This window comes from Halopolyspora algeriensis, from assembly GCF_003337235.1.
GTDB lineage: Bacteria > Actinomycetota > Actinomycetes > Mycobacteriales > Pseudonocardiaceae > Haloactinomyces > Haloactinomyces algeriensis.
Genome location: NZ_QPJC01000007.1, coordinates 134,628 through 160,564, shown reverse-complemented (window position 1 = coordinate 160,564; position 25,937 = coordinate 134,628). Strand labels below are relative to the sequence as shown.

Genomic DNA, 25,937 nt, shown 5'->3' with positions numbered 1-25,937 from the left:
GTGACGGCACCGAGATCGCGGTCTCGGTCGCGAAGGTCTGAGCCGAACGCGATGTGAGTGAACGGAACTTTCGTTACTTCTATGCGAGTGAAAGTTCCGTTCACTCCGCTCTCACGCCTCGTGCCCGGTGGGGGCGATGGTAATGATTTCGCACGTGATCGGTGCGCCGGAGCGCTTGATGCGGGCGTCGGCAGTCAACAGTGCCGTGCGGTACCGCTCGGCGGTCGCTACGTAGATTGCGTCGGCATAGCGCAGGGATGCTTGCGCGAGCGCCCAGGCCCGCTGCACATCGGACCACGATGTTGCCTCGATCCGAATCTCGAGAGCCTCGGCGTCGCGCAACGCCTGTGTCAGGTCTGCATCGCGCATCGGGTGGTTCGGCCTGTTCGCGGCCGCCCGAAGTCCGGACATGACCTCGAACGCGAAATGCCCCGGTGCAGTCAAGGGTTCGGTGGCCGGCTGGGCTGCCAATGCGCTGCGGGCCGCCACCCCTCGCGCCCCGGGATCACCAATGGCATCGATCACCAGCGATGCGTCGACGATCACGGTGTCGACCGGTTACCGAGCTGGTCGGCCCGCTCATTGTGCGCGTCCTCGATCGCATCGAGGACCACGTTCCGTTCCTCGGCGGGAACCTCGGGGCGTCCGCGGAGCCGCTCGGCCGTCGCAGCGAGCGCATCCTGCCGCCGCAGGTGGGCTGCCTGCGCGTGCACGGTCTCCCGCAGGTAGTTCTGCAACGAAGTGCCCTGATCGGCTGCCGCAGATCGAATCCGCTCAAGGTCGTCCGGCGGGACATCTCGGATCAGCACATTCGACATACAGTGATGCTATCAACACTGATATCGCAGCTGCAAGCAGCGGCGGACGACCTTGGAGAGGACCTTCTCCCGACGAGACTCCGCTACCTCGCGGCCGGCGGCCGGCTTCGCGGGCAGTGTCGGCGACGGCACCGAGATCGCGGTCTCGGTCGCGAAGGTCTGAGCCGAACGCGATGTGAGTGAACGGAACTTTCGTTACTTCTATGCGAGTGAAAGTTCCGTTCACTCCGCTCTCACGCCTCATGCTCGGTGCGGTCGGCGGCCCACTCGGTGTGGAACACCCCGTCGGTGTCGGTGCGCCGGTAAGTGTGCGCGCCGAAGAAGTCCCGCTGACCCTGCACCAGCGCGGCAGGCAGTCGGGCGGCACGCAGCGCGTCGTAGTAGGCCAGTGCCGTCGAGAAGCCGGGAACCGGGATGCCCAGACTCGTGGCGGTGGACACCACCCGGCGCCACGACTCCTGTGCCTCGCCCAGGGCCTGCTGGAACCCGGAATCGGTGAGCAGGGTCGGCAGGGTTGGATTCGCCGCGTAGGCCGCACGGATGCGGTCCAGGAACTCGGCACGGATGATGCACCCGCCGCGCCAGATGGCCGCGACCGCACCGAGATCGATGTTCCAGCCGTACTCGGCGCTGCCCGCCTGGATCTGATTGAAACCCTGCGCGTAGGCGACGATCTTCGACGCGTACAGGGCCTGCTCGACGTCGGCGGTGAACCGTTCGGCCTCGCCGGAGGAGACCCCTGATCCCCCGGGGCCCGGCAGCCCCTGGGCGGCCTCGCGCAGTTCGGCGTGGCCGGACAGGGACCGCGCGAACACCGCCTCGGCGATCCCGCTGACGGGAGTGCCCAGTTCCAGGGCGGACTGCACCGTCCACCTGCCGGTACCTTTCTGCTCCGCCTGGTCGAGCACGACATCGACGAACGGCTTGCCGGTGCGGGAGTCGGTGTGTCCCAGGACCTCCGCGGTGATCTCGATGAGGTACGAGTCCAGCCGCCCGGCGTTCCAGTCCAGGAAGGTCTCGGCGATGGCGGCCGGTGTGCGTCCGAGGCCGTGCCGGAGCAGGTCGTAGGCCTCGGCGATCAACTGCATGTCCGAGTACTCGATGCCGTTGTGCACCATCTTGACGAAGTGCCCCGCGCCGTCCGAACCGACGTGAGTCACACACGGGGTGCCGTCGACGTTCGCGGCGATGTCGCCGAGCAGCGGCGCCAGTTCACGGTAGGCGGCCTCCGAACCTCCGGGCATGATGCTGGGTCCGTGCAGCGCGCCCTCCTCGCCGCCGGAGACACCCGAACCGACGAAGTGCAGGCCACGCTCGGCCAGCGCCGCCTCGCGGCGGCGGGTGTCGGTGAAGTTGGCGTTGCCCGCGTCGACCAGGATGTCACCCTCCTCGAGCAGCGGGGCGAGTTCGTCGAGGACGTCGTCGGTGGGCCGGCCCGCCTTGACCATGACGACCAGGCGGCGCGGGCGTTCGAGCGCGTCGACGAGTTCGGACAGCGAGTAGGCGGGCACGAAGGAACCCTCGCCGCCGAACTGCTCGATGAGGTCGTCGGTGCGCTCCCGCCTGCGGTTGTGCACCGCGACCCGGTGCCCGTGCCGGGCGAAGTTCCGGGCGAGATTGCGCCCCATCACGGCAAGGCCGGTGACGCCGATGTGCGCCTTCTCGGTCATGGCACGGTCCCTTGTTTCTCGGCGAACGGGTACCCGGCCAGGCTATCGGCGCGGCGGCATGTCGCGCCTGCTCTCATCCACCGCCGAGACCACCCGAAGGAGTGGTGGCATGTGCGCAGCCGCGGCCGCGACCGGTTCAGGGTCGTGCCGCTGTCGGACCGACATCCGACAGTTCGGCTGCCACCCAGCGTGGCCGCTGTGAACGGCACGTGCCCGCTCGGGGACAATGGCCGCCGTGAGCACCGAGTCGTCCCCTTCCGAACAGCCCGAGAGCACCGTGTCCGAGCGTCACCCCGCAGCCGGGGAAGCAAGCCGACCGCCCCACAACCGCAGGCGCCTGCTGGGGCTGCTGTTCGGCATCGCCGCGATCGTGCTGGCCCTCGACGTCGTCACCAAGAGCCTGGCGGTGGCGTATCTGGCGGGCGAGCCGCCGGTCAAGCTGCTCGGCGGTGCCCTTTACCTGGTGTTGTTCCGCAACCCCGGTGCCGCGTTCAGCCTGGCCACCGGCTTGACCTGGCTGCTGGCCCTGCTGGCGATCGTGGTCGTCGGTGTCATCATCTGGCTGGCCCCGAAGCTGCGCTCGACGGGCTGGGCGGTCGGGATCGGCCTGGTGCTCGGGGGAGCGTGCGGTAACCTGGTCGACCGGATCTTCCGGGAGCCCGCGCCATTGCAGGGCCACGTCATCGACTTCCTGTCGGTGTTCGCCCCGGACGGCAGCGTGTGGCCCGTGTTCAACCTCGCGGATTCGGGAATCGTGTGCGGAGGCATCCTGGTCGTGCTGCTGTCCCTGCTGGGATATGACTACGACGGCACGGTGTCCCGCCGCCGGAGCAAGCAGGACCGAGCGGAGCAGGAAGGCGGTTCCCCGCGCCCGAATGAGGACGAGTCGTGAGTGATCTGCGTACCCTCCCCGTCCCCGACGGGTTGGACGGGATGCGTGTCGACGCGGGACTGGCCAAGCTGCTCGGGCTGTCCCGCAGCGCGGTGGTCTCGCTGACCGAATCCGGTGACGTGCACCTCGACGGCGCACCGGCCGGGAAGTCGGACCGGCTGCTGGCCGGCGCCTGGTTGGAGGTGGACCTGCCCGCGGCCGAGAAGCCGGTCGAGGTGTCCGCCGCCCCGGTCGAGGGCATGACGATCGTGCACGAGGACGACGACATCGTCGTGGTGAACAAGCCGATCGGTGTGGCCGTGCATCCCAGCCCGGGATGGGAGGGGCCGACCGTGCTCGGCGGTCTGGCGGCGGCCGGTGTGCGGCTGGCGACCTCGGGACCTGCCGAGCGCCAGGGCGTGGTGCATCGTCTCGACGCGGGCACGACGGGTGTCATGGTCCTGGCCAAGAGCGAGTACGCCTACTCGGCGCTCAAAAGTGCCTTCAAGGAACGGACGGTGGACAAGCACTACCACGCGCTGGTCCAGGGGCATCCGGATCCGATCAGGGGGACGATCGATGCGCCGATCGACCGGCACCCGCGCCACGACTACAAGTTCGCGGTCGTCACCGGTGGCAAACCCAGCATCACCCACTACGAGACGGTGGAAGCCTTCCGCGCGGCCTCGCTGGTGGACGTCAAGCTGGAAACGGGACGAACCCATCAGATCCGGGTGCACTTCTCGGCCGTGAAGCACCCCTGCGTCGGCGACCTCACCTACGGTGGCGACCCGGTGCTGGCCCGCAGGCTCGGGATCACCAGGCAGTGGCTGCACGCGTACTCGTTGGGATTCGAACATCCCGCCGATGGCCGCCGGGTCACCTTCGACAGCGACTACCCGGAAGACCTGCAGCAGGCGCTGGAGCTGCTGCGCGAACAGGATCACTGAACGCGTGCACAGGATCCGGCCCGGCGATGGCCGCAAGGACTCGGTCACGGCGTGCCGGTGGGCACCCGTCTGCCGCGCAGATGACGGACACCCTCGATGACACCGGCGACGAGGACGGCGAGCCCGATGCCGAGCAGGACGCCCAGGAGCGGGTTGCGCTGAAACGCCAGCCCTCCCACGTAGCCGACCAGGGTGAAGTAGGTCGCCCAGCACACGACTCCGATGCTGGTGAACAGGGCGAACGAAGCGCGTGGGAAGCGGACCGATCCCGTCGTCAGGGTGGCCGCCGTCCGACAGCCGGGAATGAACCGGCAGACGATCAGTACCGAGCCGCCGCGCGTGTGCAGCGCCCGCTGTGCCCAGTCGAACGGTTTGCGCCGCCGGCTTCCCGGCCGGGTCCGATCGAGCAGGCGGCCGCCTGCGGAGCGCCCGATGTGGTAGGACACGTGATCGCCCGCGAAGCCCGCGGCTGCCGCGACCGCCGCGACCGCGAAGAGGTCGGGGTGACCGGTCGCCGCGAACACCCCCGAGGTGACCACCAGGGTCTCACCGGGGATGGTCGGAAAGAACGCATCGATCGCCACGAACACGAAGACCGCCAGGTAGATCCACGGCGAGCCCATCACGCTGTGGGCGAGATTGATGATGCTGCTCACGATCACATCCCCCGGTCCCGGCCGCTTCGCTCGACCGCGCTCACTGCTGGTTTCGGCGCTGCGGTACCACCTTGGGTGGTCTCCGGCGGACGCCGCGTCGGGGATCGCCCGGAACATTCCCCGATCGTCGGCCCCCGTGGACCGGTGTTGCCCCAGGTGGGGGTGCATTGCTCGTCGCCGGGACCGTCGTACCGTCCTCCGCCACCAATACCAGAGACACTTACGGTGGTGTGTGGTGAACGTCGTCACCCGTCGAGCACTACCTGATCTCCCCGGCACGACGCGCCCGGGGAGGTCTCCGTGCCCGTCGGCCGTCGGGGTTAGTCTGGCCGGAACGGCGCCGGAATCCACGCTGCCCGGTATCCACCACGGAGAGCAGGTGTCGATCCGCGCCGGCCGTCACATCGTGAATGCGAGCGCTACCCGCTCTCGGAAGGGAGAACTCATCGTGGCCGTTGACCCCTTCGTTCACCTGCACGTGCACACCGAGTACTCGATGTTGGACGGTGCGGCGAAGGTCGGTGCCCTGTTCGCCGAGGCGCAGCGGCTCGAGATGCCGGCCGTGGCCATGACCGACCACGGCAACATGTTCGGCGCGGACGAGTTCTACCAGCAGGCGAAGAAGGCGGGCATCAAGCCGATCGTCGGCATCGAGGCGTACGTCGCGCCGTACAGCCGCTACCACAAGAAGCCGGTGTTCTGGGGGGAGGCGAAGCAGCGCACCACCGACGAGTACGGCGAGGGCGGTGACGTCTCGGGCGCGGGTGCCTACACGCACATGACGATGCTGGCCCGCAATGCCACCGGCCTGCGCAACCTGTTCACCCTGTCCAGCCGTGCCAGCTTCGAGGGGCAGTACAGGAAGCCTCGTCTGGACAGGGAGTTGATCGCCGAGCACGCCGAGGGGATCATCGCCACCACCGGATGTCCGTCCGGCGAGGTACAGACCCGGCTGCGGCTGAGGCAGTACCGCGAGGCGCTGCAGGCCGCCTCGGACTTCCGCGACATCTTCGGTCAGGAGAACTTCTTCCTGGAGCTGATGGACCACGGTCTGGAGATCGAGCAGTTCGTCCGCGAGGACCTGCTCAAGATCGGATCCGAACTCGGCCTCAAGCCGTTGGCCACCAATGACAGCCACTACGTCACCGCCGATCAGGCCGAGTCGCACGACGCGCTGCTGTGCGTGCAGTCCGGCAAGACCCTCAACGACGAGGACCGCTTCCAGCTCAACGGCAGCGGCTACTACCTCAAGTCCGCCCAGGAGATGCGCGACTACTGGGACGCCCAGGTACCCGGTGCGGCCGACAACACGCTGCTGGTGGCCGACATGGTCGAGTCCTACGAGGACGTGTGGTCGTTTCGGGATCGGATGCCGCGCGTGACCGTCGAGGCGGGCAAGACCGAGCGCGACGCACTGGAAGAGGAAGTCGAGCACTACCTGCCCAGCCGCTTCCCGGACGGCGTCACCGAGGAATACCGCGAGCGCATCAAGCTCGAGATCGACGTGCTCGACACCAAGGGCTACTGCGCGTACTTCCTCGTCGTCGGCGACGTCACCCGGTGGGCGAAATCGGAGGGGATCCACGTCGGTCCCGGCCGCGGCTCGGCGGCGGGCTCGCTGCTGGCCTACATTCTGCACATCACCAACCTCGACCCGATCGCGCACGGGCTGATCTTCGAGCGCTTCCTCAATCCCGAGCGCGACTCGCCGCCGGACATCGACCTCGACTTCGACGACCGCCGCCGCGACGAGGTGCTGCAGTACGCCATCGACAAGTACGGCAAGGACAAGGTCGCCCAGGTCATCACCTTCGGCAAGATCAAGACCAAGGCCGCGATCAAGGACGCCGCTCGGGTGCACCACGGCCAGCCCGGCTTCGCCATCGCCGACAAGATCTCCAAGGCACTGCCCGCACCGGTGGCGGCCAAGGACATTCCGCTGTCCGGCATCACCGACCCCGAGCACGAACGTTACGCCGAGGCCGCCGAGGTGCGTGGCCTCATCGAATCCGACCAGTCCGTATCGCAGATCTTCGACACCGCCCGGGGATTGGAAGGCCTGATCCGCAACGCGGGCGTGCATGCGTGCGCGGTCATCCTGTCCTCCCAGCCGCTGATGGGCACGGTGCCGCTGTGGATGCGCGACGACGGCTCGGTGATCACCGGCTGGGACTATCCGAGCTGTGAGGCCATCGGGTTGCTCAAGATGGACTTCCTGGGATTGTCGAACCTGACGATCCTCGGTGACGCCCTGGAATCGGTCCGCACCAACCACGACCTCGAGATCGACCTGTCCACGCTGGAGCTCGACGACCCCAACACCTACTCACTGCTGGCGCGCGGGGAGAGCCTGGGCGTGTTCCAGCTCGAGGGCGGCGGCATGCGCGAGCTGCTCAAGCGCCTGCGACCGACCGAGTTCACCGACATCGTGGCCGCCAACGCCCTCTACCGGCCCGGCCCGATGGAGGTCAACGCGCACCTGGACTACGCCGACCGCAAGAACGGCCGCAAGCCCGTCGAGCCGATCCACCCGGAGCTGGAAGAGCCACTGCGCGACATCCTCGCCGAGACCTACGGCCTGATCGTCTATCAGGAGCAGATCATGGCCATCGCGCAGAAGGTGGCCGGCTACACCATGGGACAGGCCGACATGCTGCGCCGTGCCATGGGCAAGAAGAAGAAGGAAGTTCTCGACGAGGAGTTCGAGAGGTTCCACCGGGGGATGGTCGGCAACGGCTACACCGAGGAGGCCATCAACGCGCTGTGGACCACGGTGCTGCCCTTCGCCGGGTACGCGTTCAACAAGTCCCACGCTGCCGGGTACGCGCTGGTGGCGTACTGGACCGCCTACCTCAAGGCGAACTATCCGGCCGAGTACATGGCCGCACTGCTGACCGCCAACGGCGACAACAAGGACAAGATGGCGGTCTATCTCAGCGAGTGCCGCCGGATGGGCATTCGGGTGCTGTCTCCGGATGTCAACGACTCGCGGGACACCTTCACTCCGGTCGGTTCCGATGTGCGTTTCGGTTTGAGTGCCGTACGCAACGTCGGGACGAACGTGGTGTCGTCGATCTGCAAGGTGCGCGAGGAGAAGGGCCGCTACCAGTCCTTCACCGACTTCCTGGACAAGTCCGAGACCGTCGCCTGCAACAAACGGGTCATCGAGTCGTTGATCAAGGCCGGTGCCTTCGACTCGCTCGGCCACACCCGCATGGCGTTGACGCAGCAGCACGAGGCGGCGGTCGACGCCGTCATCGGTCTCAAGCGCCAGGAAGCACTCGGCCAGTTCGACCTGTTCGGCTCGGACCCCTCCGCCCAGGACGGTGCGGACGCTTCGCCGCTGGCGCATTTGACGTTCACCTCGCAGGAATGGCCGCGCAAGCAGCTGCTGTCCTATGAACGCGAGATGCTCGGGCTGTACGTCTCGGCGCACCCGCTCGACGGTGCCGAGCGGCTGCTGGCTCCCTACCAGGACACCGGTATCGCCGAACTGGTCGGCGGGGACCGATCCGAGAGCGGCACCAAGGAAGGCAAGGATCCGCAGGTCAGGATCGCGGGCATGATCTCCGGCATCCAGCGGCGGATCAACAAGAACGGGCATCCCTGGGCGATCGTGTCCCTGGAGGACCTCGACGCCAGCGTGGAGGTGTTGTTCTTCCCGAAGTCCTACGAGATGTTCTCCGATTGCCTGGTCGAGGACACGGCGATCGCCGTCAAGGGCAGGATCAACGAGCGCGAGGGCGCGATCAGCGTGTTCGCCTCCGACGCCGTGCCGGTGGACATCTCCTCCGCGGAGACCGACCCGGGGGCGGATCCGGCGTTCGTCATCAAGGTACCCGCGGGCAAGGTGGACCGGCCGTTGGTGACGGAGCTCAAGCGCACCCTGCAGGCGCATTCGGGAACCGTGCCCGTGCACGTCAAGGTGCAGGGCCCCCGCGGTGTCACCCGTCTTGCGTTGTCCAGCGACTACTTCGTGTCCACCGACAACGGTCTGCAGGGTGAGCTGAAGGGCCTGCTCGGTGCCGGATGCTTCGACTCGGTGTGATCCGACGCGGTGTGTCCGCCGACCGTGATGCTTCGACCGGTATCGCGTTCCGTCCGCGTGACAGCTGTGGCTGAACAGGGTTGACTGAGTGGTGTAGGGCGCTGCCGATCCGGAGAGGCTCACATGTCCACCACCCGGCGATGCCCGCACGCCGAGACTCCCGTGCTCGACGACGAGTTCGTGCAGGACCCGCACGTGCGGTATGCACACATGCGCGCCGACGCGCCCGCGCAGCGTGTGCTCACGGTGACCGGGATGCCGGTGTGGGTGATCACCCGTTACGCCGAGGCGCGGGCGGCGCTGGCCGATTCCCGGTTCAGCAAGGACTTTCGGCGGATGGGGGCCGTGATGGACGGCCACGCCCAACAGGGGAAGCCGCGGCCGGAGTTCGCCGACTCGATCCAGGCGCACATGCTCAACATGGATCCGCCGGACCACACACGCCTGCGCAAGCTGGTGATGAAGGCGTTCACCGCTCGCCGGGTGGAGGCACTGCGCCCTCGGATCGAGGAGATCACCGCGGAGCTGCTGGAGGCGATGGCGGCGAAGGCGTCGGACATGTCCGATGTGGACCTGCTCGACGAGTTCGCGTTTCCGCTGCCGATCCGGGTGATCTGTGAGCTGCTGGGGGTTCCCGAGGAACGCAGGGACGAGTTCCGTACGTGGTCGAACTCGCTGGTGGGAGGTGACCCCGAATCGGCCCGGCAGGCAGCGGGGGCGATGTCCACCTACCTCGTCGAGCTGATCGCACGGAAGCGTCGGGAACCGGCCGATGATCTGCTCACCGCATTGATCGAGGCCAGTGAGGACTCCGACCGGCTCGGCGAGCAGGAACTGGTCGGCATGGTGTTCCTGCTGCTGGTCGCCGGGCACGAGACGACGGTGAACCTGATCGGCAACGGTGTGCTCGCACTGCTGCGCAATCCCGATCAGCTCGCGGCGGTGCGGGCCGACCCGGCTCGGGTTTCCGATGTCGTGGAGGAGACCCTGCGCTACGACGGGCCGGTCAACCTGGCCACACTGCGCTTCACCGCCGAAGCCGTGACGATGGGAGACGTGGAGATCCCCGAGGGGGAACTCGTCCTCGTGTCGCTGAGTTCGGCCAATCGCGACGAGGACAAGTACGCCGGGGCGCAGGAGTTCGACCTGGACCGCTCCACCTCGGGACATCTGGCTTTCGGGCACGGTATCCACTTCTGCGTCGGCGCACCGCTGGCCAGGCTGGAGGGGCAGGTCGCCGTGCGGCGGCTGATCGAGCGGTTCCCGAACCTGTCGCCGGCCGCTCCTCACGACGACGTCCGGTGGCGCTTCAGCACTCTGATGCGCGGACTGGAGACCCTGCCGGTGCGATTGAACTGATCCGGCCGGGCGCTGCCCTCCCCGATGTGGCCTCCAAAGCCGCAAGGCGCCATCTGAGAAGGCGGTTCACCGACCACTGCGCCAGGCCATGGTGGAAGCACTCCCCACACCGTCACCGCAGGGCGATGACGGTGTAGGGGCCGACCTCGCGTTGCGCGAAGGCGGGGGAGTCGAACACCGCCGCGTCGAAGTGCACGGTGTAGTTGCGCACGTTCGGCTGCTGCGGGAACGCGTCGGCCTTCAGCGTCAGCGCGAGCTTGCCCTCACCGAGGGGCCTGTTCGAGCCGTCGCCGTCTGCCGCGGTGTCCTGGTCGTCCTGCTTCGGCTCGTGCCGCAGGATGAACACGTTCGGCGGCTTGAACTCGCTGCGGTCCAGCATCCGCAGCAACTCGCGGGTGCTGTCGGCCCCGGCCCACTCCCGGATTTCCGCCGCGCGCGCCGGGTAGTGGGCCAGCGGATTGGCGTAGTGCGGCGTCTCCTGCTGGAAACCCCAGTACGGCTCGAAGGACAGAATGCTGTAGTTGGTGGTGAGCAGGATGTTCTCCTGCGGCCTGCGCCCGGTCAGGTCCCCGACCGCGGTGGTGAGTTCGTCCAGCCAGGCGCCCGGTTCGTCCGGGTCCTGCTGCCCCTTCGCGTTGGTGCCGGTGGGGTAGTAGTCCTCGTAGGCGTCCTCGATCGGCGAAGCCAGCGCGGTTCCGATCGCTGCCTGGGTGATGGTGATCGCACCGAGAAGCCCGAACGTGCACGCCACCGCGGTGATCCGGAAGGCGTGGCGGGTGTCGAGCACCGTCCGCAGGTATCCGATGAGTTCCAGCAGTCCGAGCGCTCCCGCGGCGGCCAGGGTCGTACTGAGGATCACGTTGAGCCGGAAGGCCAGCAGAGTCGTCTCGACGATGAGAGCGAGCGTGGACAGGGCGAACCAGCAGTACACGGACAGCACGACCGTGAGCAGTGCGGCGGCGATGTGGTTGTGGCGGCACCGCAGTAGCAGCCAGACGAGCCCCGCCAGGCACAGCACACCGAACGGGTTGGGCTCGGTCATCGGCACGGGCAGGAACGCGCTGCTCTCGGGCAGGTAGTTCTGGGCGGCACTGCTGTGGAGCAGGCCGCCCGAGAGCAGGAACGGGGCCCAGACGATCAACGAGATCGCACCGCTGAGCACGCCGATCGGCAGCAGCCGCAAGAACAGCCGTTTGGCGGTGGCCCCGGCGGAGTCGCCCTCGTGGACGCGGGAGATCCCGATGATCACCGCCATGGTGACGATCAGCAGCACGCTGAAAGCGAAGTGCAGTGTGTAGGTGATCGCAGCGAACCCGACGAAGCAGCCGATGCCGAACAGCGTCCGGGGCGCGGCCTGTTCACGGCGCAACGCACGCCAGGTGAGTACGGCCACCGGCGGTAGCCATGCCGCCGAAGGCCACGCGTAGGGCTCCATGACGCCGTGCAGCATGCCTGCCAAGCTGGTGGCCAGTGCCGCCAGGAGTGCGAGCCTGCGCCGCACCAGCACGCTCCACAGCGTGAAGGCCACCACGCTGGTCACCGCTATCCAGGCAAGCGCATAGGGCTTGTAGGCGGCCCAGCCCTCCCAGCCGATCAGGTCGGCGAAACGCCCACCGAGCCAGAACCAGCCACCGGGGTAGTACGGCGCGATGTCGGCATAGTTCATGTCCGCCAGTGCGGGTGAGGAGGCCATCCGGCTCAGGTACTGCATCCGGAAGGCGTTGTCGGTGCTGGACCCGCCGAAGTAGAAGCGGGTGGACTGCAGCGGTAACGCCATGGCCAGGGTGTTGAACGCCGCCAGAGCCATCCAGGCACCCACCAGGCGCAGTATCCGTGGTGATCTGCTGTGGCCGAAAGCCAGCGACACGAACAGCAGAGCGAGGACGACCGCGCTGCCGACCGCGGCGAGGGCTTCGGGGGCGTAGCTGGGCTCGCCGATGCCGATGCGCGCGATCACGAATTGCAGCGCCAGGCTGAGTACCGCTGCGACGGCGGAACCCAGCAGCAGTTCGAGCACCGTACTGCGCAGTGACAGCCGGGCCGGCGAGTCGTGGTGCGGCTCATCGGTCGGGCTCGGCCCGGTCAGTTGGGGGCGCGGCAAGATCCCTGCCACTTGGCCTGTCCTTCGACGGTGGGTGACAATTCCGGCTCGCGCAGAATAGTCGACGGCGACTCGGGCCTCACACGCCGAGGTGATACGGCCACCGCTGCTGCAGTGGTACGGGAGATCGCTCGCACCCGCCGAGGAGCGGTAACCGAAAGCCCGCCGCGCCCACCTTCTCCGGGCGCGGGCAGCTAGGGTGCTCGGCGGAAAAGCCGTCCGAGCACGCAGGAGGTCACGGGTGCCGCGAGGACCGGTCGAAGCGCACGGTACGAGTGCGGTCCCGATGCGAGTGCCGTCCGCGGAGGGGCGAAACCATCCCGATGCGGTCTCGTCGCCGCGGATCCAGACTTCTCGGGTGATGGCCAAGGAGAATCTGTTGCCCGGACTCGCGGTGCCTGCGCTGGTGTCCCTGCTCGGTGTGCCACTGGGCTGGCTGTGGTCTCGCCTGGCTCCACCCCAGGACAGGCTGGTCACCAGCAGTGGCGAGTGGGTACCGGTGCTGGTGGAGAGCTATCACCGCTTCGATGCCTTGGCGATCTTTCTGCTGTTGAGTTCGGCCACCGGGGTGCTCACCGGGGCTGCGCTGTGGATGGTGCGCAGGTATCGAGGGCCGGTGATGCTGCTCGGGGCGGTGCTCGGTTCCCTGGTGGCTGCGTGGCTGGGCATGCGGCTGGGCACTGCTTTCGCGGCCGGTGCCTACCCGGCGCCGCGGGCGCCGCAGGTCGGCGATGTCGTTGTGGTGGCACCGAGACTGAACGATCTCGTCGCGGTGGTGTGCCAGCCGCTGGCGGCAGCACTGGTCTACGGGCTTGCCACCTCCTGGAACGGTCTCGACGACCTCGGCCGCCGCCCGCACTGAGCCCGGCCGCCCGTGACCTCGCGCGAAACGCCACGGACAGCAGCGGTGTTCCGGCGAGTACCATCGGATTCCGTGCGGTCGCTCAGTTCGGAAGCCAGCGCACGGACGTGAGGCTGCGGTTGATATCGGCGGGCGGGACGGCACCGGGCACGTCCTGGTCGGCGATACCGATCATCAATGCGGCGCTGTGGTCGCCGTTTCCCGCGATCGCCAGGATGCTGACGAACACGCTGGGCGGGCTGCACGGACCCGGATCGGCCGGGGTGATGGTGCCCGAGACGAGCTTCGCGTCGATCCGGTCCCGGTGGATCTTCACCGACTTCACCGGGTTCATCGAGACCGGGGGAAGGGCGCCCGTATTGGTTCCCCAACCCAGCCGTGCCCACTCGCGGAAGCTCTTTTCGGCGGCCACGACCGGGTTCTTCTCATCCGTGCCGGTCAGCCCCACCCGGGCCCGGAACGACAGGTCCGCTTCGGTGCAGAAGTCCCGCTTGTAGGAGGAGTAGCCGCTCATGGTCACCCGTCGTCCGGAGTCGGTCTCGAAACCGCTGATCGATCCGGTCTCGGGTTCCCAGCCAGGCGGGATGTCATAGGCGATGTCGAATTCGGGCAGGGCCATGCCCTGCCATCCGGCCACCACGGGGATGACCGGATGGCGCATGTCCTCGGTGGTGGGCGCAGGCGTGGTGTGGTCCGTCGTGGTCGGTGCCGAACTCGACGGTCGACCGGCGGGGTTCTCGGCCTCCGAAGGCGCCGGAGCCGCCAGGTTCGCGGGGGCGCTGTTCCCGGAATCGCTACCGCCGGTCAGGACCACGGTCGTGACGATGGCGAGGACCGCGGTCGCCGCGGCGGCAATTCCCGCCGTCCACGGTGTCCGGTTCCTGCGTGGCGGTTCGGGCGGCGGGTAGCCGGTGACGATGCCGGGGGACGGCTGCTGCGGCCGGGCCCGCTCGTACCCCCCGAAGTCCTGTTGCGTACCGGGCGATCCCCAGGGAGAAGGTCCCCGGGGGTGGCCCTGATCGGCGGGGCCGGGACCGTGGCCGCTCGATGCGTTCCGCTCGGGCGGCTGCCCGGTGACCGGGTCGACGTACTGGCCGGGTCCGTGACGGTACCCATCCCAGCCGGGGCCTCCAGGTGACGACATGGCCATGATCGTAACCAGTGACGGTGCGATCACGGACCCGGTCGCGCGGGTCCTGCTCGGGCCGTCAGTTGGTACCCGCGTGCTGGGCGAACTCGGCCAGCGGGGCGGGAATCGCCCGCAGTTCCCGCAGGAACTCGGCTTCCCGCAGGAGGAACGTGCGTACCATCCGCAGCCGCGCCAGGGGATCGGTTTCGGCGAGCAGGCTCTGCCGATCGTCGTTGCTGAGCACGCAGTCCTCGGCCAGGACGTGGGCCAGCTCGTCGATACCGGCTTCGGGCAGTTCCTCGCGCTTCTCGCCGTGCAGGCCGGTGCTGTGATAGCGCTCGTGCGCCGCGCGGGCGGAGGCGGCGAGCCGGTCGCGGAGGCGCTCGGAGTTCTGCTCGGGTTCGGTGTCGGGGAGCCACTCGACCCGGGCCATCAGATACGGCGCGGCCTCGGTGTCGATCTCCAGCAACCGGAAACGGTGCTCACCCGTGCCGGTGATGTCGTAGCGCCCTTCGGGGAGCTGCTGCATCTCGCCCAGCAGGACCGAGCACCCGACCTCGTACAGGGACTCGACATTGTCCGGACCGACTTCCCAGCCCTGTTTGATACCGACCACGCCGAACCGGCGGTCGGGGACCACCTCTTTGGCGAGGTCGACAACGAGCCGGCGATATCGTGGCTCGAAAATGTGCAGCGACAGCTCACTACCGGGCAACAGAACCGTACCCAGCGGAAACAGTGGGATCGTGGCAATCACGCGTCCACGCTACGTGGGGGCACCGCGTCCTGGCCACCGGGAGATCGGCGTGGTGGTGGCCGCAATACCGCGAACGGGTCGGTGATCTGCAGGTCCCGGGAGGTGAACCGGAACAGTGCGGGTGGTCGGCCCCCGCTGGGGCCGGCGGACATCGTGCGGCCGGTGGCTTCGAGAACGCCGCGCCGGGAGAGCACTCGCTGCAGGTTGGTGGCCGCCACCCGGTAGTCCAGGGCCGCGGAGTAGATGCTGCGCAGCTCGGAGACGGTGAATTCGTCGGGGGCCAGAGCGAACCCGATGTTGGTGTAGGACAGCTTGGCGCGCAGGCGGTCCCGTGCGACGAACACGATCGACTCGTGATCGAAAGCCGTCGCAGGCAATCGCCGGATCGGGTGCCATCGAGCGTCCGGTGGAAGTTCCGGGTCGGAGTTGGAGGGAACGAGGCCGAGGAATGCGGTGGCCACGATCCGTCGCCCGGGAACGCGGTCGGGAGCACTGAACACGGAGAGCTGCTCGACGTGGGTCAGTTCCCGGACGTCGACCTTCTCGGCGAGCTGACGCCGGATCGAGGCCTCGACGTCCTCGGTGGCGGCGAGCCTGCCACCGGGAAGTGCCCAGCGGTGCAGGTGTGGCTGCTGGGCCCGCTGCCACAGCAACACCTGAAGCTGGTCGTTGCGGATCTGCAGCACGCTCGCGAGGACTTCGTGACCGGCATCGCAGTGGTCGGTGCCGGGGCCCGTGTTAGGATGACCCACGTTTTCGATTCTAAGGCGAAAACCAGCCGAACGAAAACCAACAGGAAAACCTCCCGGGAATGCGCCCCGCTCGGGGCGAGCCGGGTGAATCGGACCGTGCCGGCACCCGGTTGGCGAGGTCCGGTGAAGGAGGACAAGATGGCCGCCAGAGCTGCCGCCACCACCGACGACCCGGCCACCCGGGCGGGCACCGTGGAGCGGACCGAAGCGGGCTACGTCGGCGTCCGGGCGGACGCCGAGTGGGCCAGGGAAATCCGGCGCCTGGCCGAGGAGCGCGACGCCGTACTGCTCGCGCACAACTACCAGCTTCCCGAGATCCAGGACGTCGCCGACCACACCGGGGACTCGCTGGCGTTGAGCCGGATCGCCGCCGAGAGCCGGGCGAGCACGATCGTGTTCTGCGGCGTGCACTTCATGGCCGAAACCGCCAAGATCCTCAGCCCGGACAAGACGGTGCTCATCCCCGATGAACGGGCCGGATGCTCGCTGGCCGACTCCATCACCGCCGAGCAGTTGCGCGACTGGAAGGCCACGTTCACCGACGCGGGCGGGACCGCGCCCACTGTCGTGTCCTATGTGAACACGACCGCCGAGGTCAAGGCGGAGACCGACATCTGCTGTACTTCCTCCAACGCGGTGGACGTGGTGCGCTCGATTCCCGCCGACCAGGACGTGCTGTTCTGCCCCGACCAGTTCCTCGGCGCACATGTCAAGCGCGAAACCGGCCGCGAGAACCTGCACATCTGGGCCGGGGAGTGCCACGTGCACGCCGGAATCAACGGTCCCGAGCTGGCCGACCGGGCCGCGGCGAACCCGGAGGCGGACCTGTTCATCCATCCGGAATGCGGGTGCGCGACCTCGGCGCTGTATCTGGCCGGAGACGGAACCCTGCCACAAGAGCGGGTCAAGATCCTTTCCACCGGGGGAATGCTCGATGCGGCTCGGGAAAGTGCGGCACAGCAGACGGGACCTCATTCCGTCCTGGTGGCCACCGAGGTCGGGATGTTGCACCAACTGCGCAGCGCCGCCCCGGAGATCGACTTCCGGGCGGTCAACGACCGGGCCTCCTGCCGCTACATGAAGATGATCACCCCGGCGGCGCTGCTGCGGTGCCTGCGCGAGGGCGCCGACGAGGTCGAGGTGCCCGCCGAGATCGCCGAGCGAGGTCGCGGAGCGGTCGAGCGGATGGTGGCCATCGGCCGTCCGGGAGGCGGTGAATGAGCTGGGAGGCCGCAGCCGACCTGGTGGTCGTCGGTACCGGAGTCGCCGGGCTCACGGCCGCGCTTCGTGCTCGTGAACTGGGATTACGAGTGCTGGTCATCACCAAGGACGCGGCTCCGGCCGGCAACACCGGTTGGGCACAGGGCGGCATCGCCGTGGTTCGGCCCGACGAGCACGACGAAGGCGACAGTGTCCACCGGCACGTGCGGGACACGCTCGACGCGGGCGCGGGCCTGTGCTCGCGCGAAGCCGTGCGCGAGATCCTCACCGATGGCGCAGCCGCCGTCGGTCGCCTGCGCTCGGCCGGAGCACGCTTCGACGGCGGCTGCGACGGTGCCCTCGCGCGTACCCGGGAAGGCGGCCACAGTGCTTTCCGGGTGCTCCACGCCGGCGGGGATGCGACCGGCGCCGAAGTCCAGCGCACACTCGTGACTGCTGCCACCGACGGCGATGTGCCGATACTGGAGCGGCATTGCGTGGTGGAGTTGCTGCACGGGGACAGCGGTGCTCTGGCCGGCGCGCTGGTGCTCGATGCCGAGGGGCGGTCGGGCGTGGTGCGCGCGCCGGCGGTGTTGCTGGCCACCGGTGGGCTCGGACAGCTCTACGGCGCGACCACCAATCCCGACGTGGCCACGGCCGACGGCATCGCACTGGCGTTGCGGGCGGGGGCCTCGGTCGCCGATCTGGAATTCGTCCAGTTCCACCCGACCGTGCTGTACACACCGGGGGGCGAGCGGGGAAGGCGCCCGCTGATCACCGAGGCGATCCGTGGCGAAGGAGCGGTGCTGGTCGACGCCGACGGACGGCGGGTGATGGCCGGACAGCACCCGTTGGGCGATCTCGCCCCGCGCGACGTCGTCTCGGCGGCCATCAACCGGCGGATCGCCGACACCGGAAGCGACTGCGTCCACCTGGATGCCACCGGCCTCGGTGCCGGCTTCGCGGAGCGGTTCCCGACGGTGTACGCGGCGTGCCGGGACGCCGGGGTGGACCCCGTTCGCGAGCCGATCCCGGTGACGAGCGCAGCGCACTACTCCTGCGGCGGCGTGGTGTCCGGTGTCGACGGAAGGACCTCGGTCGCCGGTCTCTATGCGGCCGGGGAGGTCGCCTGTACCGGTTTGCACGGTGCGAACCGGCTGGCGTCGAACAGCCTGCTGGAGGGGCTGGTCGTCGGAGCCCGGGCCGCGGAGGCCGCGGCACGGGATCTGCGCTGCGGCGCGGTCACGCGTTCGCCGGTCGGTTCCGATGCCCGGGCCGTGCCCGCTGCCGCGGTCGTCGACCGCGATCTGCTGCAGCGGGTGATGAGCCGGTATGCCGGTATCGGACGGACGGCCGAGGGGATGGCAACCGCGTCGGCGGAACTGGACCGAGCGGGTGTTGTCCGCCCCCTCGCCACGCGCCGGGCAGTGGAGGATTCGGCGCTGACATTGACGGCACAGGCGCTGCTGGCTGCCGCGAGCGACCGTACCGAATCACGCGGGTGCCACCGCCGTCCCGACTTCCCGGAACCCGATGACGCACGCTGGCAGCGCAGTATCGTGCTGCGCCTGGACGTGTCCGGGTGGTTGATCCGCACCGGCGCCGAGGAATGGGGGAGAGCGGCGTGACGCTGTCCGATACGACGGTGGACAACCTGACCACAGCGGGCCTGGATCCCGCCGAGACACAGGCACTGGTGCGTGCTGCCCTGGCCGAGGACCTGCGATACGGCCCGGATGCGACGACGGAGGCGACCGTGCCCGCCGGGGTCGTCGCCGATGCCGCGTTCAATGCCCGCCACGGCGGCGTGCTCGCCGGATTACCGGTGGTGCTGCTCGCCCTCGACGAAGTGCTCGGCACCGACGGCTACGAGGTCGTCTTCGCGCGTTCCGACGGCGACGGGGTGCAACCCGGTGCGTGTGCACTGCGGCTGCGGGCGCCCGTGCGGGGATTGCTCACCGTCGAGCGGACGGCGTTGAACCTGCTGTGCCACCTGTCCGGAATCGCCACGGCGACCGCGGAGTGGGTATCGGCCGTGGACGGGACCGGATGCCGGATCCGGGACAGCCGCAAAACCCTGCCGGGATTGCGTCTGCTGCAGAAATACGCCGTGCGCTGCGGCGGTGGCCTCAACCACCGGATGGGCCTCGGTGACGCGATGCTCATCAAGGACAACCACGTGGTCGCGGCGGGCTCGGTCGCGGCGGCACTGCGCGCCTGCCGGGAACATGCTCCGAACCTGTCGCTCGAGGTCGAGGTGTCCACCTTGGACGAGCTGGAGGAGGTGCTCGCCGAGGATGCGGAGCTGGTGCTGCTGGACAACTTCACGCCACACGGGTGCGCCGAGGCCGTTCGGCGTGCCGGGGAAATCGCCCCGCGGACCGAGCTGGAGGCATCCGGAGGCCTGTCCCTCGACGTGGCACGCGCCTACGCCGAGACCGGTGTGCACTATCTCGCCGTCGGCGGGCTGACCCATTCCGCGCCCGGCCTCGATCTGGGCCTGGACATGTAGCGGCCTTCGGTCAGAATCGCCGATTGGTCAGTACGGGCAGGGTGCGGCGAGCCTGCTCGGCGTCTTCCGGATCGAGATCGACGACGAGGACATCGGGCGAGTCGGCCAGCTGGTCGTGGATCAGGCCGAGCGGAGTGGCCACGGTGCTGTAACCGATCCCGGTCGGTGCCTTCCCGCTCGGCTCCCGGCCGATGCTGCGCGGGTCGGCCTGCCCGCAGGCCACGATCCAGGACGTCGAGTCCAGCGCGCGAGCACGCACCAGCAGTTCCCACTGCTCGCGCTTGCCCGCGCCCGCGCCCCAGGAGGCCGGGGTGACGATGATCGCGGCTCCCCGTTCGGCCAGGGTCGTGTACAACCCCGGAAAGCGGATGTCGTAGCAGGTCGTGATGCCGATGGTGGTGCCGCCCACGTCGGCGGTCAGTGGCTGCTCGCCCGGCGCGACGGTGCGCGATTCGGCGAACCCGAAAGCGTCGTAGAGGTGGATCTTGTCGTAGTGCGCGTCGAGCTCCGGTCCGGTGACCAGCATCGTGTTCGTGACACGCCCGTCGGAGGTGGGGGTGAACATGCCTGCGATGACGGCGACTCCGGCATCCGCGGCCAGCCTCCGTACCTCGCCGGCCCAGGGACCGTCCAGCGGTTGGGCGAGCGGGCCGAGCGGCACACCGAAGCAGGCCATCGTGGCTTCCGGGAACACCGCGAGCTCGGCACCGGATTCGGCGGCCCGACGTATGCCACCGGCGACCAGTTCCAGGTTCGTCTCCGGGTCGGGGGTCGACACGATCTGACACAGCGCGATCCGCACGCGAGTCCTCCGTTCCTGGCATGTCGGCCGGAAGTGCCCGTCGGTTTTTCCGGCCACTGCGCCATCCTGCCCGAGAGCGCTCGTGCGGTCGAACGCATCGGAGAGTCGGAAAGATCTCACCGGCACCGGAATTGTTGCCAGTAACTTGCATCAGTGTCTACGCTCGGCCCGTGATCAACCGCCGTACGCTGATGACCACGTCGCTGGCCACGCTGACACTGCTCGGGGCAGGCTGCTCGGCACCGGGCCGGACCGGGGGCGAGGACCCCGGTTCGATGCTGCTCGCCGACGGCTACGAACCCGACAGTCTCAATCCCCTGCTGGGGTATGCCCGCACCGGTGCCGCGAAGTTCTACGACGGCCTGATGGCCTTCGACGGCAACGGAACCCTGCTGCCCGCGCTGGCCGCCGAACCGCCGCGGTCCACACCGGACGCGAAGAGCTGGACGGTCCGGCTGCGGCGCGACGTCACCTTCCACGACGGCACCCCCTTCGACGCCGACGACGTGGTGGCCACGTACCGGGCAGCGATCGATCCGGCCTATGCCTCCACCATCAGCTCCGACTACGCGATGCTCGCCGGGGTGACGGCGATCGATGCGCACACCGTGCGCTTCGACCTGAACATGTCCTACGCGCCGTGGCCGGCCAAGATGGTGCTGGGCATCGTGCCTGGGGAGAAACTGGCCGACCCCGCTCCTCTGACGGACTCCGAGCTCAACACCCAGCCGGTCGGCACCGGCCCGTACCGGCTCGTCGAATGGCGGCAGGGCGAGCAGATGATCTGGGAGGGCAACCCGGACCACTGGGGCGGAGCGCCCGATATCGACACGATCACGGTGGTTTTCGCCACCGACGACAACACGCGTGCCCAGCGGGTCAAGGCAGGCGAGTTCGACGGCACCGTCCTGCCGCCGCTGCTGTCCGAACGGCTCGGCGTGGACGGCTACCGCACCGTGCACCACCGCACCGCCGACCACCGCAGCATCACCCTGCCCAGCCGGCATCCGATCACCGGAGACCCCGCGATCCGGACGGCGTTGAACCACGCGGCCAACCGCGAGGGCATGATCCGAGGCCTGCTGGGGGGCCACGGCAAACCCGCCCATACGCCGATTCCGGAGTCGATGGGGCACTATCACGAACCCACCGCACGGTTCGATTTCGACCCGGAGCGGGCCCGGCGGATCCTGGACGAGGCGGGCTGGCGGCCCGCTTCCGACGGGATTCGTCACCGGGATGGCCGGCGTGCTCGTTTCACGCTCATGTACTTCGCCGACGACAGCCTGCGCAAGCAGCTCGCCCGCGCCTTCGCCTCGGATGCGGCGAACGTCGGTGTCGAGGTGCACCTGGCCGGGGTGGACCGCACGGCAGCGGCCGAGCGCATCGGCACCGACGCCATCGTGCTGGGTGACGGCAACCCCCTGGATCCGGACCTGCAGATGTATTCCACCCTGCATTCCTCGGCGATCGGCACCGGCACGTACAACAATCCCGCCCGATACCGCAACGCCGAGGTGGACGCGGCCCTCGACGGCGGCAGACAGGCCATCGACGAGGCCGAGCGTGCCCGGTTCTACAAGCGGGCCCAGCAGGCCTATGTGGCCGATCCCGGACTGGTGTACCTGGCCTTCACCGACCACAGCTACGTGATGCGCACGGACGTCTGGAGCGGCTACGAACCGGTCGTGGAGCCGCACACTCACGGCACCACCTGGGGTCCGTGGTGGAACGTCGAGGACTGGACACCGAAGCGATGAACACGGCAGCGAAGACGGCCGCCGGATCCCCCTCGCGGGCCGCGGCGGCCGGCCGTCTGGTGCTGCGCAGGCTCGGTTTCGCCGTTCCGGTACTGGTGATCGTCGCCTTCGGCGTGTTCCTGCTCGCGGCGGCCTCGCCGTTCGACCCGATTCACCAGTACTACGGCGTGCAGATCTTCGACGCCTCCGCCCAGGACGTGGCAGCGGTCCGGGCCCGGCTCGGACTCGACGATCCGGTACTGGTGCAGTTCTGGAACTGGTTTTCCGGTGTGCTCTCCGGTGACCTGGGGATCTCCCGGTCGATGCGGCAACCCGTCGCACAGGTGGTGGCCGAACGATTGCCGTGGACGATCCTGCTGGCGACCACCGGTCTGGTCGTGGCGGTTCTGATCGCCGTGGTCCTGGGAACCGCCGCGGCCTGGCGCCAGGGTGGCTGGATCGACCGGTTCGTCACCGCGATCGGGTACGCCCTGGAAGGGGTGCCGCCGTTCGTGCTGGCGCTGCTGTCGATCGCGGTGTTCTCCCTGGGGCTGGGGTGGCTGCCGGTGGCGGGACTCACCGATGCGGGCAGCGCGATCAGCATCGGTCAGGTCCTCGAGCATCTGGCCCTGCCCGCGCTGGTGCTGGGGGTTTCGCAGTCTCCGTGGCTGGTGCTGCACCTCCGGCAGTCGCTGCTGAGTTCGCTGTCCGAGGATCATGTGGTCGGCGCCAGGGCGCGAGGACTCGGCGAAGGGATCGTCGTGCTGCGGCACGCGCTGCCGACGGCGTTGCTGCCGTTCGTGAACCTGATCGGAACGCGCATCCCCGAACTGGTCACCGGGGCAGTGCTGGTCGAAGAGGTTTTCTCCTGGCCGGGAGTGGCCGCGGCCGTGGTCACCGCCGCGACAGCGGTGGACTACCCGCTGCTGGCGATCCTGGCGCTGGTGGCCACGGCCGCCGTGCTCCTCGGCTCGCTGCTGGCCGATGTGGCCGCGATTCTGCTGGATCCCCGGGTGGCTGCTGATGGGTGACGTCCGCGAGAGTGTTCCCGAATCGACCGCCTGGGAGTCGGGCTCCGGGCAGTGGCGCAGTGCGGCCCGGAAACGGGCGGGCACTCCGCGTGGTGGCGGCAGGGAAGTGCGTGCGCGGATACGGCTGTGGGGCTCACTCGGAACACTGGTGGCCCTGGTGCTGGCGGCATTGCTCGTCCCCGCCCTGGCCGGGAACGAGGGCGGAGTGCACTACGAAGCGATCCGGCTTCCCCCGAGCCCCGAACATCCGTTCGGCACCGACACGGCCGGACGGGACGTGTTCGTGCGCGCGCTGGCCGGGCTTCGGGTTTCCCTGCTGGTGGCCGCGGTCAGCGCTCTGGTCTCCACTGTGCTCGGTGCTGCCGTGGGCACGATCGCCGGCGCGCTCGGCGGGTGGACCGATCGGCTGCTGATGCGGGTGGTCGACACCGTCAACGCTGTTCCCCACCTGTTGCTGGGCATCGTGATCGTCGCCCTCTACCGGGGCAGTGTGGTGGCCGTGGTTCTGTCGATCGCCCTGACGCACTGGACCGCCGTCGCGCGGATCGTGCGCTCGGAAGTGCTCTCGCTGCGGCAGCGTCCCTACATCGACGCGGCGATTTCCGGCGGTGCGACTCGGTGGCGTGTCCTGCATCGCCATCTGCTGCCCGCGATCGTGCCGCAGGCGGCGCTGTCGGCTGTGCTGCTGATCCCGCATGCCGTGTGGCACGAGACAGCGCTGAGCTTCCTCGGTCTGGGATTGCCGCCGCACATGGCCAGTATCGGCAACATTCTCGGTGACGGACGTGAGGCCGTGCTGCTCGGCGCATGGTGGATCATCCTGTTCCCCTCCGCACTGCTGGTGGTCACGACGCTGGCTGTCTCGGGTATCGCCGCCAGCTGGCGGGACGGAGTCGTACCTCGACGACGATCGGAGTTGGCGCTGTGAGCGAGACCGTGAACGCAACCGTGTCGACGGCGATCTCCCCGCGCACGGAACCGTTGCTGGAGTTGGATCGTCTCTCGGTGCGTTTCCTGCTGGGGCGTCGACGAGGAGGGGGCGAGGTGCGTGCCGTCACCGACGCCTCGCTGGCTTTGCGGCCCGGGCGGGTTCTGGCTCTGGTGGGCGAGTCCGGATGCGGTAAGTCCGTGCTGGCCTCGGCGCTGCTCGGCCTGCTGCCCGCCAATGCGCAGGTGCGCGGGCGCGCACTGCTGCATCGGGACCGAACCGTGGAATCAGGGGGCTCGGTGGAGCTGCTCACGGCCCCCGAGTCCGTTCTTGCCCGGCGAGTACGCGGGCGACTCGTCGGCCTGGTGCCGCAATCGGCGGGCACGCATCTGACGCCGGTACGCACGGCACGTGCGCAGCTGGAGGAAACGATCCGGCGACTGCGACCGCGGGCGGATCCGGCGTCGGCCGACGAACTCGCCGACTGGGCCGGATTGCGACCCGAGCAGCTCGATCACCATCCGCACGAACTCTCCGGAGGCATGGCGCAGCGGGTGGCGATGGCGCTGGCACTGGCCGGAGATCCTCCGGTCGTTCTCGCCGACGAGCCCACCACCGGGCTGGACCGGCCCCTGGTCGACCGGACGGTGGACCAGCTCGGTGACATTGCCGGACAGGGCAGAGCCGTTCTGCTGATCACCCATGACCTGGCGGCGGCCCGCCGGGTGGCCACCGATGTGGCGGTGATGTACGCGAGTCGCATCGTGGAGGCCGGCCCGACCGCGGAAGTCTTCGGCGAACCCTGGCATCCGTACACCGCCGGCCTGCTTCGGGCTCTGCCGGAAGGCGGTTTCGAACCGATTCCCGGCCATCCGCCCTCCCTGACCGAACTGGAAGGCCTCGAACGGAAGTGGGGTTGCGTGTTCTGTCAACGGTGCCCGGAGATGCCCGGCTTCGCCCCGTGCACGGGCGACCCCGAACCGATCGACCACGGCGATCGCCGCGTCGCCGCGCACCCGCCATGCTGAGCGGCACAGGCCTGGTGGCCGGGTATCGCAAGGGCACCCCGGTCCTGAACGGTATGGACATCGAGATCCCGGCGGGCAGCGTCGTGGGTCTGGCCGGCCCCAGCGGGTGTGGGAAATCGACGCTGGCTCGGGTGCTGAGCCTGCTGCAGCAGCCGTGGGCAGGCCGAGTGAGCGTGGACGGTGCCGTCGTCACCGGATTCCGGCACGCTGCTCCGCGTGAGCAGCGCACGGCGATCGGTCTCGTGTTCCAGCAGCCGCGCCAGGCGGTCGATCCGCGCTTCACGCTGTGGCGGATCATCGCCGAGCCGTTGCACGCTCTCGGCCGCTCCGAGGAGCTCTCCGGCCGGGTCGCGGAGCTGGCCGAACACCTCGGAGTGAGCGACGAGCTGCTGTCACGCCGGCCGCACGAGGTCAGTGACGGTCAGCTCCAGCGTGCCTGCCTGGCCAGAGCGCTGGCTGTGCGGCCTCGCTATCTCGTCTGTGACGAGATGACCGCGATGCTGGATGCCTCCACGACCGCCGCACTGGTACGGGTCGTCGACGAGCAGGTTCGCGATGCGGGCACGGGAGTTCTGGCGATCAGCCACGACGAGAGATTGCTCGAACGCTGGGCGCACCGTGTCGTCCGACTGTGTCCGGCACCGGTATGGGAAGGTGATCGCCGTCCCTTTCGTGGCGGTCCCACCCCGGACGAGGTGTGACCCGCATGATCGGCAATGGAGAA

At 68.7% G+C, this 25,937-nt stretch carries 22 protein-coding genes; 13 read left to right on the top strand and 9 right to left on the bottom strand.

The genetic code is table 11. The features are described from left to right. Positions 1 to 111: 111 nt before the first annotated feature. From DFQ14_RS12710 to gndA, 3 genes are all read right to left on the bottom strand, one after another. Positions 112 to 546, bottom strand: a complete 435-nt coding sequence (locus tag DFQ14_RS12710) for a type II toxin-antitoxin system VapC family toxin (RefSeq protein WP_114453456.1) — start codon at positions 544 to 546, stop codon at positions 112 to 114. Then, entirely contained in the window at positions 543 to 818 is a 276-nt protein-coding gene (locus DFQ14_RS12705) for a hypothetical protein (RefSeq protein ID WP_114453455.1), read from the bottom strand. The genes DFQ14_RS12710 and DFQ14_RS12705 overlap by 4 nt, the downstream gene beginning before the upstream one ends. 233 nt (positions 819 to 1,051) lie before the next feature. Beyond that, positions 1,052 to 2,488: an NADP-dependent phosphogluconate dehydrogenase gene (gndA, locus tag DFQ14_RS12700; protein ID WP_114453454.1), complete on the bottom strand. Its 1,437-nt coding sequence runs from the start codon at positions 2,486 to 2,488 to the stop codon at positions 1,052 to 1,054. Between the two features lie 277 nt (positions 2,489 to 2,765). Here gndA and lspA point away from each other — a divergent pair, with 277 nt between their 5' ends. Both lspA and DFQ14_RS12690 read left to right on the top strand, forming a co-directional pair. Continuing rightward, positions 2,766 to 3,380 (top strand): signal peptidase II, encoded by a 615-nt coding sequence (gene lspA, locus DFQ14_RS12695; protein WP_420810164.1) that lies wholly within the window; start codon positions 2,766 to 2,768, stop codon positions 3,378 to 3,380. Then, on the top strand, positions 3,377 to 4,309 hold the full coding sequence (locus DFQ14_RS12690; RefSeq protein ID WP_179951568.1) for an RluA family pseudouridine synthase: 933 nt from the start codon (positions 3,377 to 3,379) through the stop codon (positions 4,307 to 4,309). The genes lspA and DFQ14_RS12690 overlap by 4 nt, the downstream gene beginning before the upstream one ends. 44 nt (positions 4,310 to 4,353) lie before the next feature. Here the strand turns inward: DFQ14_RS12690 and DFQ14_RS12685 are convergent, their stop codons facing one another. Beyond that, positions 4,354 to 4,965 carry a DedA family protein gene (locus DFQ14_RS12685; protein ID WP_338072610.1) on the bottom strand — a complete coding sequence of 204 codons (612 nt, stop codon included), beginning with the start codon at positions 4,963 to 4,965 and terminating at the stop codon, positions 4,354 to 4,356. A 448-nt stretch (positions 4,966 to 5,413) separates the two neighbouring features. On the opposite strand from DFQ14_RS12685, the gene dnaE reads away from it, so the two are divergent. Then, positions 5,414 to 9,013 carry a DNA polymerase III subunit alpha gene (gene dnaE, locus DFQ14_RS12680; protein ID WP_114453552.1) on the top strand — a complete coding sequence of 1,200 codons (3,600 nt, stop codon included), beginning with the start codon at positions 5,414 to 5,416 and terminating at the stop codon, positions 9,011 to 9,013. Positions 9,014 to 9,136: 123 nt separating this feature from the next. Further along, positions 9,137 to 10,372 carry a cytochrome P450 family protein gene (locus DFQ14_RS12675; protein WP_114453452.1) on the top strand — a complete coding sequence of 412 codons (1,236 nt, stop codon included), beginning with the start codon at positions 9,137 to 9,139 and terminating at the stop codon, positions 10,370 to 10,372. Between the two features lie 112 nt (positions 10,373 to 10,484). Here DFQ14_RS12675 and DFQ14_RS12670 read toward each other — a convergent pair whose 3' ends face one another. Next, complete coding sequence (locus tag DFQ14_RS12670; RefSeq protein ID WP_114453451.1) at positions 10,485 to 12,485, bottom strand: arabinofuranosyltransferase; 2,001 nt, start codon at positions 12,483 to 12,485, stop codon at positions 10,485 to 10,487. A 349-nt stretch (positions 12,486 to 12,834) separates the two neighbouring features. Between DFQ14_RS12670 and DFQ14_RS12665 the strand changes: the two genes are divergently transcribed. Then, positions 12,835 to 13,335, top strand: coding sequence for a DUF2567 domain-containing protein (locus DFQ14_RS12665; protein ID WP_246195481.1), 501 nt, complete (start codon positions 12,835 to 12,837; stop codon positions 13,333 to 13,335). 82 nt (positions 13,336 to 13,417) lie between these two features. Here the strand turns inward: DFQ14_RS12665 and DFQ14_RS21660 are convergent, their stop codons facing one another. The 3 genes from DFQ14_RS21660 to DFQ14_RS12645 form a co-directional block, all read right to left on the bottom strand. Beyond that, the gene (locus DFQ14_RS21660; RefSeq protein ID WP_141921315.1) at positions 13,418 to 14,479 is read right to left on the bottom strand and encodes a DUF8017 domain-containing protein; all 1,062 of its coding nucleotides are present in this window, start codon (positions 14,477 to 14,479) and stop codon (positions 13,418 to 13,420) included. A gap of 64 nt (positions 14,480 to 14,543) precedes the next feature. Continuing rightward, positions 14,544 to 15,221 (bottom strand): LON peptidase substrate-binding domain-containing protein, encoded by a 678-nt coding sequence (locus DFQ14_RS12650; RefSeq protein WP_246195480.1) that lies wholly within the window; start codon positions 15,219 to 15,221, stop codon positions 14,544 to 14,546. Beyond that, a complete protein-coding gene (locus DFQ14_RS12645; RefSeq protein ID WP_276513327.1) occupies positions 15,218 to 15,973 on the bottom strand; it encodes an NUDIX hydrolase in 756 nt (251 codons plus the stop codon). Before DFQ14_RS12645 ends, DFQ14_RS12650 begins: the two co-directional genes overlap by 4 nt. A gap of 138 nt (positions 15,974 to 16,111) precedes the next feature. Here DFQ14_RS12645 and nadA point away from each other — a divergent pair, with 138 nt between their 5' ends. From nadA to nadC, 3 genes are read left to right on the top strand one after another with little or no spacing between them, the layout of a single operon-like run. After that, entirely contained in the window at positions 16,112 to 17,194 is a 1,083-nt protein-coding gene (nadA, locus tag DFQ14_RS12640; RefSeq protein ID WP_114453446.1) for a quinolinate synthase NadA, read from the top strand. After that, entirely contained in the window at positions 17,191 to 18,801 is a 1,611-nt protein-coding gene (locus DFQ14_RS12635) for an L-aspartate oxidase (protein WP_114453445.1), read from the top strand. The genes nadA and DFQ14_RS12635 overlap by 4 nt, the downstream gene beginning before the upstream one ends. Continuing rightward, positions 18,783 to 19,685 carry a carboxylating nicotinate-nucleotide diphosphorylase gene (gene nadC / locus DFQ14_RS12630; protein WP_114453444.1) on the top strand — a complete coding sequence of 301 codons (903 nt, stop codon included), beginning with the start codon at positions 18,783 to 18,785 and terminating at the stop codon, positions 19,683 to 19,685. The genes DFQ14_RS12635 and nadC overlap by 19 nt, the downstream gene beginning before the upstream one ends. Before the next feature lie 10 nt (positions 19,686 to 19,695). Here the strand turns inward: nadC and DFQ14_RS12625 are convergent, their stop codons facing one another. Beyond that, on the bottom strand, positions 19,696 to 20,487 hold the full coding sequence (locus tag DFQ14_RS12625; protein ID WP_114453443.1) for a carbon-nitrogen hydrolase family protein: 792 nt from the start codon (positions 20,485 to 20,487) through the stop codon (positions 19,696 to 19,698). Between the two features lie 170 nt (positions 20,488 to 20,657). Between DFQ14_RS12625 and DFQ14_RS12620 the strand changes: the two genes are divergently transcribed. The 5 genes from DFQ14_RS12620 to DFQ14_RS12600 are packed head-to-tail and all read left to right on the top strand — an operon-like array spanning position 20,658 to position 25,914. Beyond that, positions 20,658 to 22,247 (top strand): ABC transporter substrate-binding protein, encoded by a 1,590-nt coding sequence (locus DFQ14_RS12620; RefSeq protein WP_338072609.1) that lies wholly within the window; start codon positions 20,658 to 20,660, stop codon positions 22,245 to 22,247. Then, a complete protein-coding gene (locus DFQ14_RS12615; RefSeq protein WP_114453550.1) occupies positions 22,244 to 23,257 on the top strand; it encodes an ABC transporter permease in 1,014 nt (337 codons plus the stop codon). Before DFQ14_RS12620 ends, DFQ14_RS12615 begins: the two co-directional genes overlap by 4 nt. Further along, positions 23,250 to 24,185, top strand: a complete 936-nt coding sequence (locus DFQ14_RS12610; RefSeq protein ID WP_114453441.1) for an ABC transporter permease — start codon at positions 23,250 to 23,252, stop codon at positions 24,183 to 24,185. Before DFQ14_RS12615 ends, DFQ14_RS12610 begins: the two co-directional genes overlap by 8 nt. Next, positions 24,182 to 25,213, top strand: a complete 1,032-nt coding sequence (locus DFQ14_RS12605) for an ABC transporter ATP-binding protein (RefSeq protein ID WP_179951561.1) — start codon at positions 24,182 to 24,184, stop codon at positions 25,211 to 25,213. The genes DFQ14_RS12610 and DFQ14_RS12605 overlap by 4 nt, the downstream gene beginning before the upstream one ends. Continuing rightward, positions 25,207 to 25,914, top strand: coding sequence for an ABC transporter ATP-binding protein (locus DFQ14_RS12600; protein WP_114453440.1), 708 nt, complete (start codon positions 25,207 to 25,209; stop codon positions 25,912 to 25,914). The genes DFQ14_RS12605 and DFQ14_RS12600 overlap by 7 nt, the downstream gene beginning before the upstream one ends. The last annotated feature ends 23 nt before the right edge of the window (positions 25,915 to 25,937 follow it).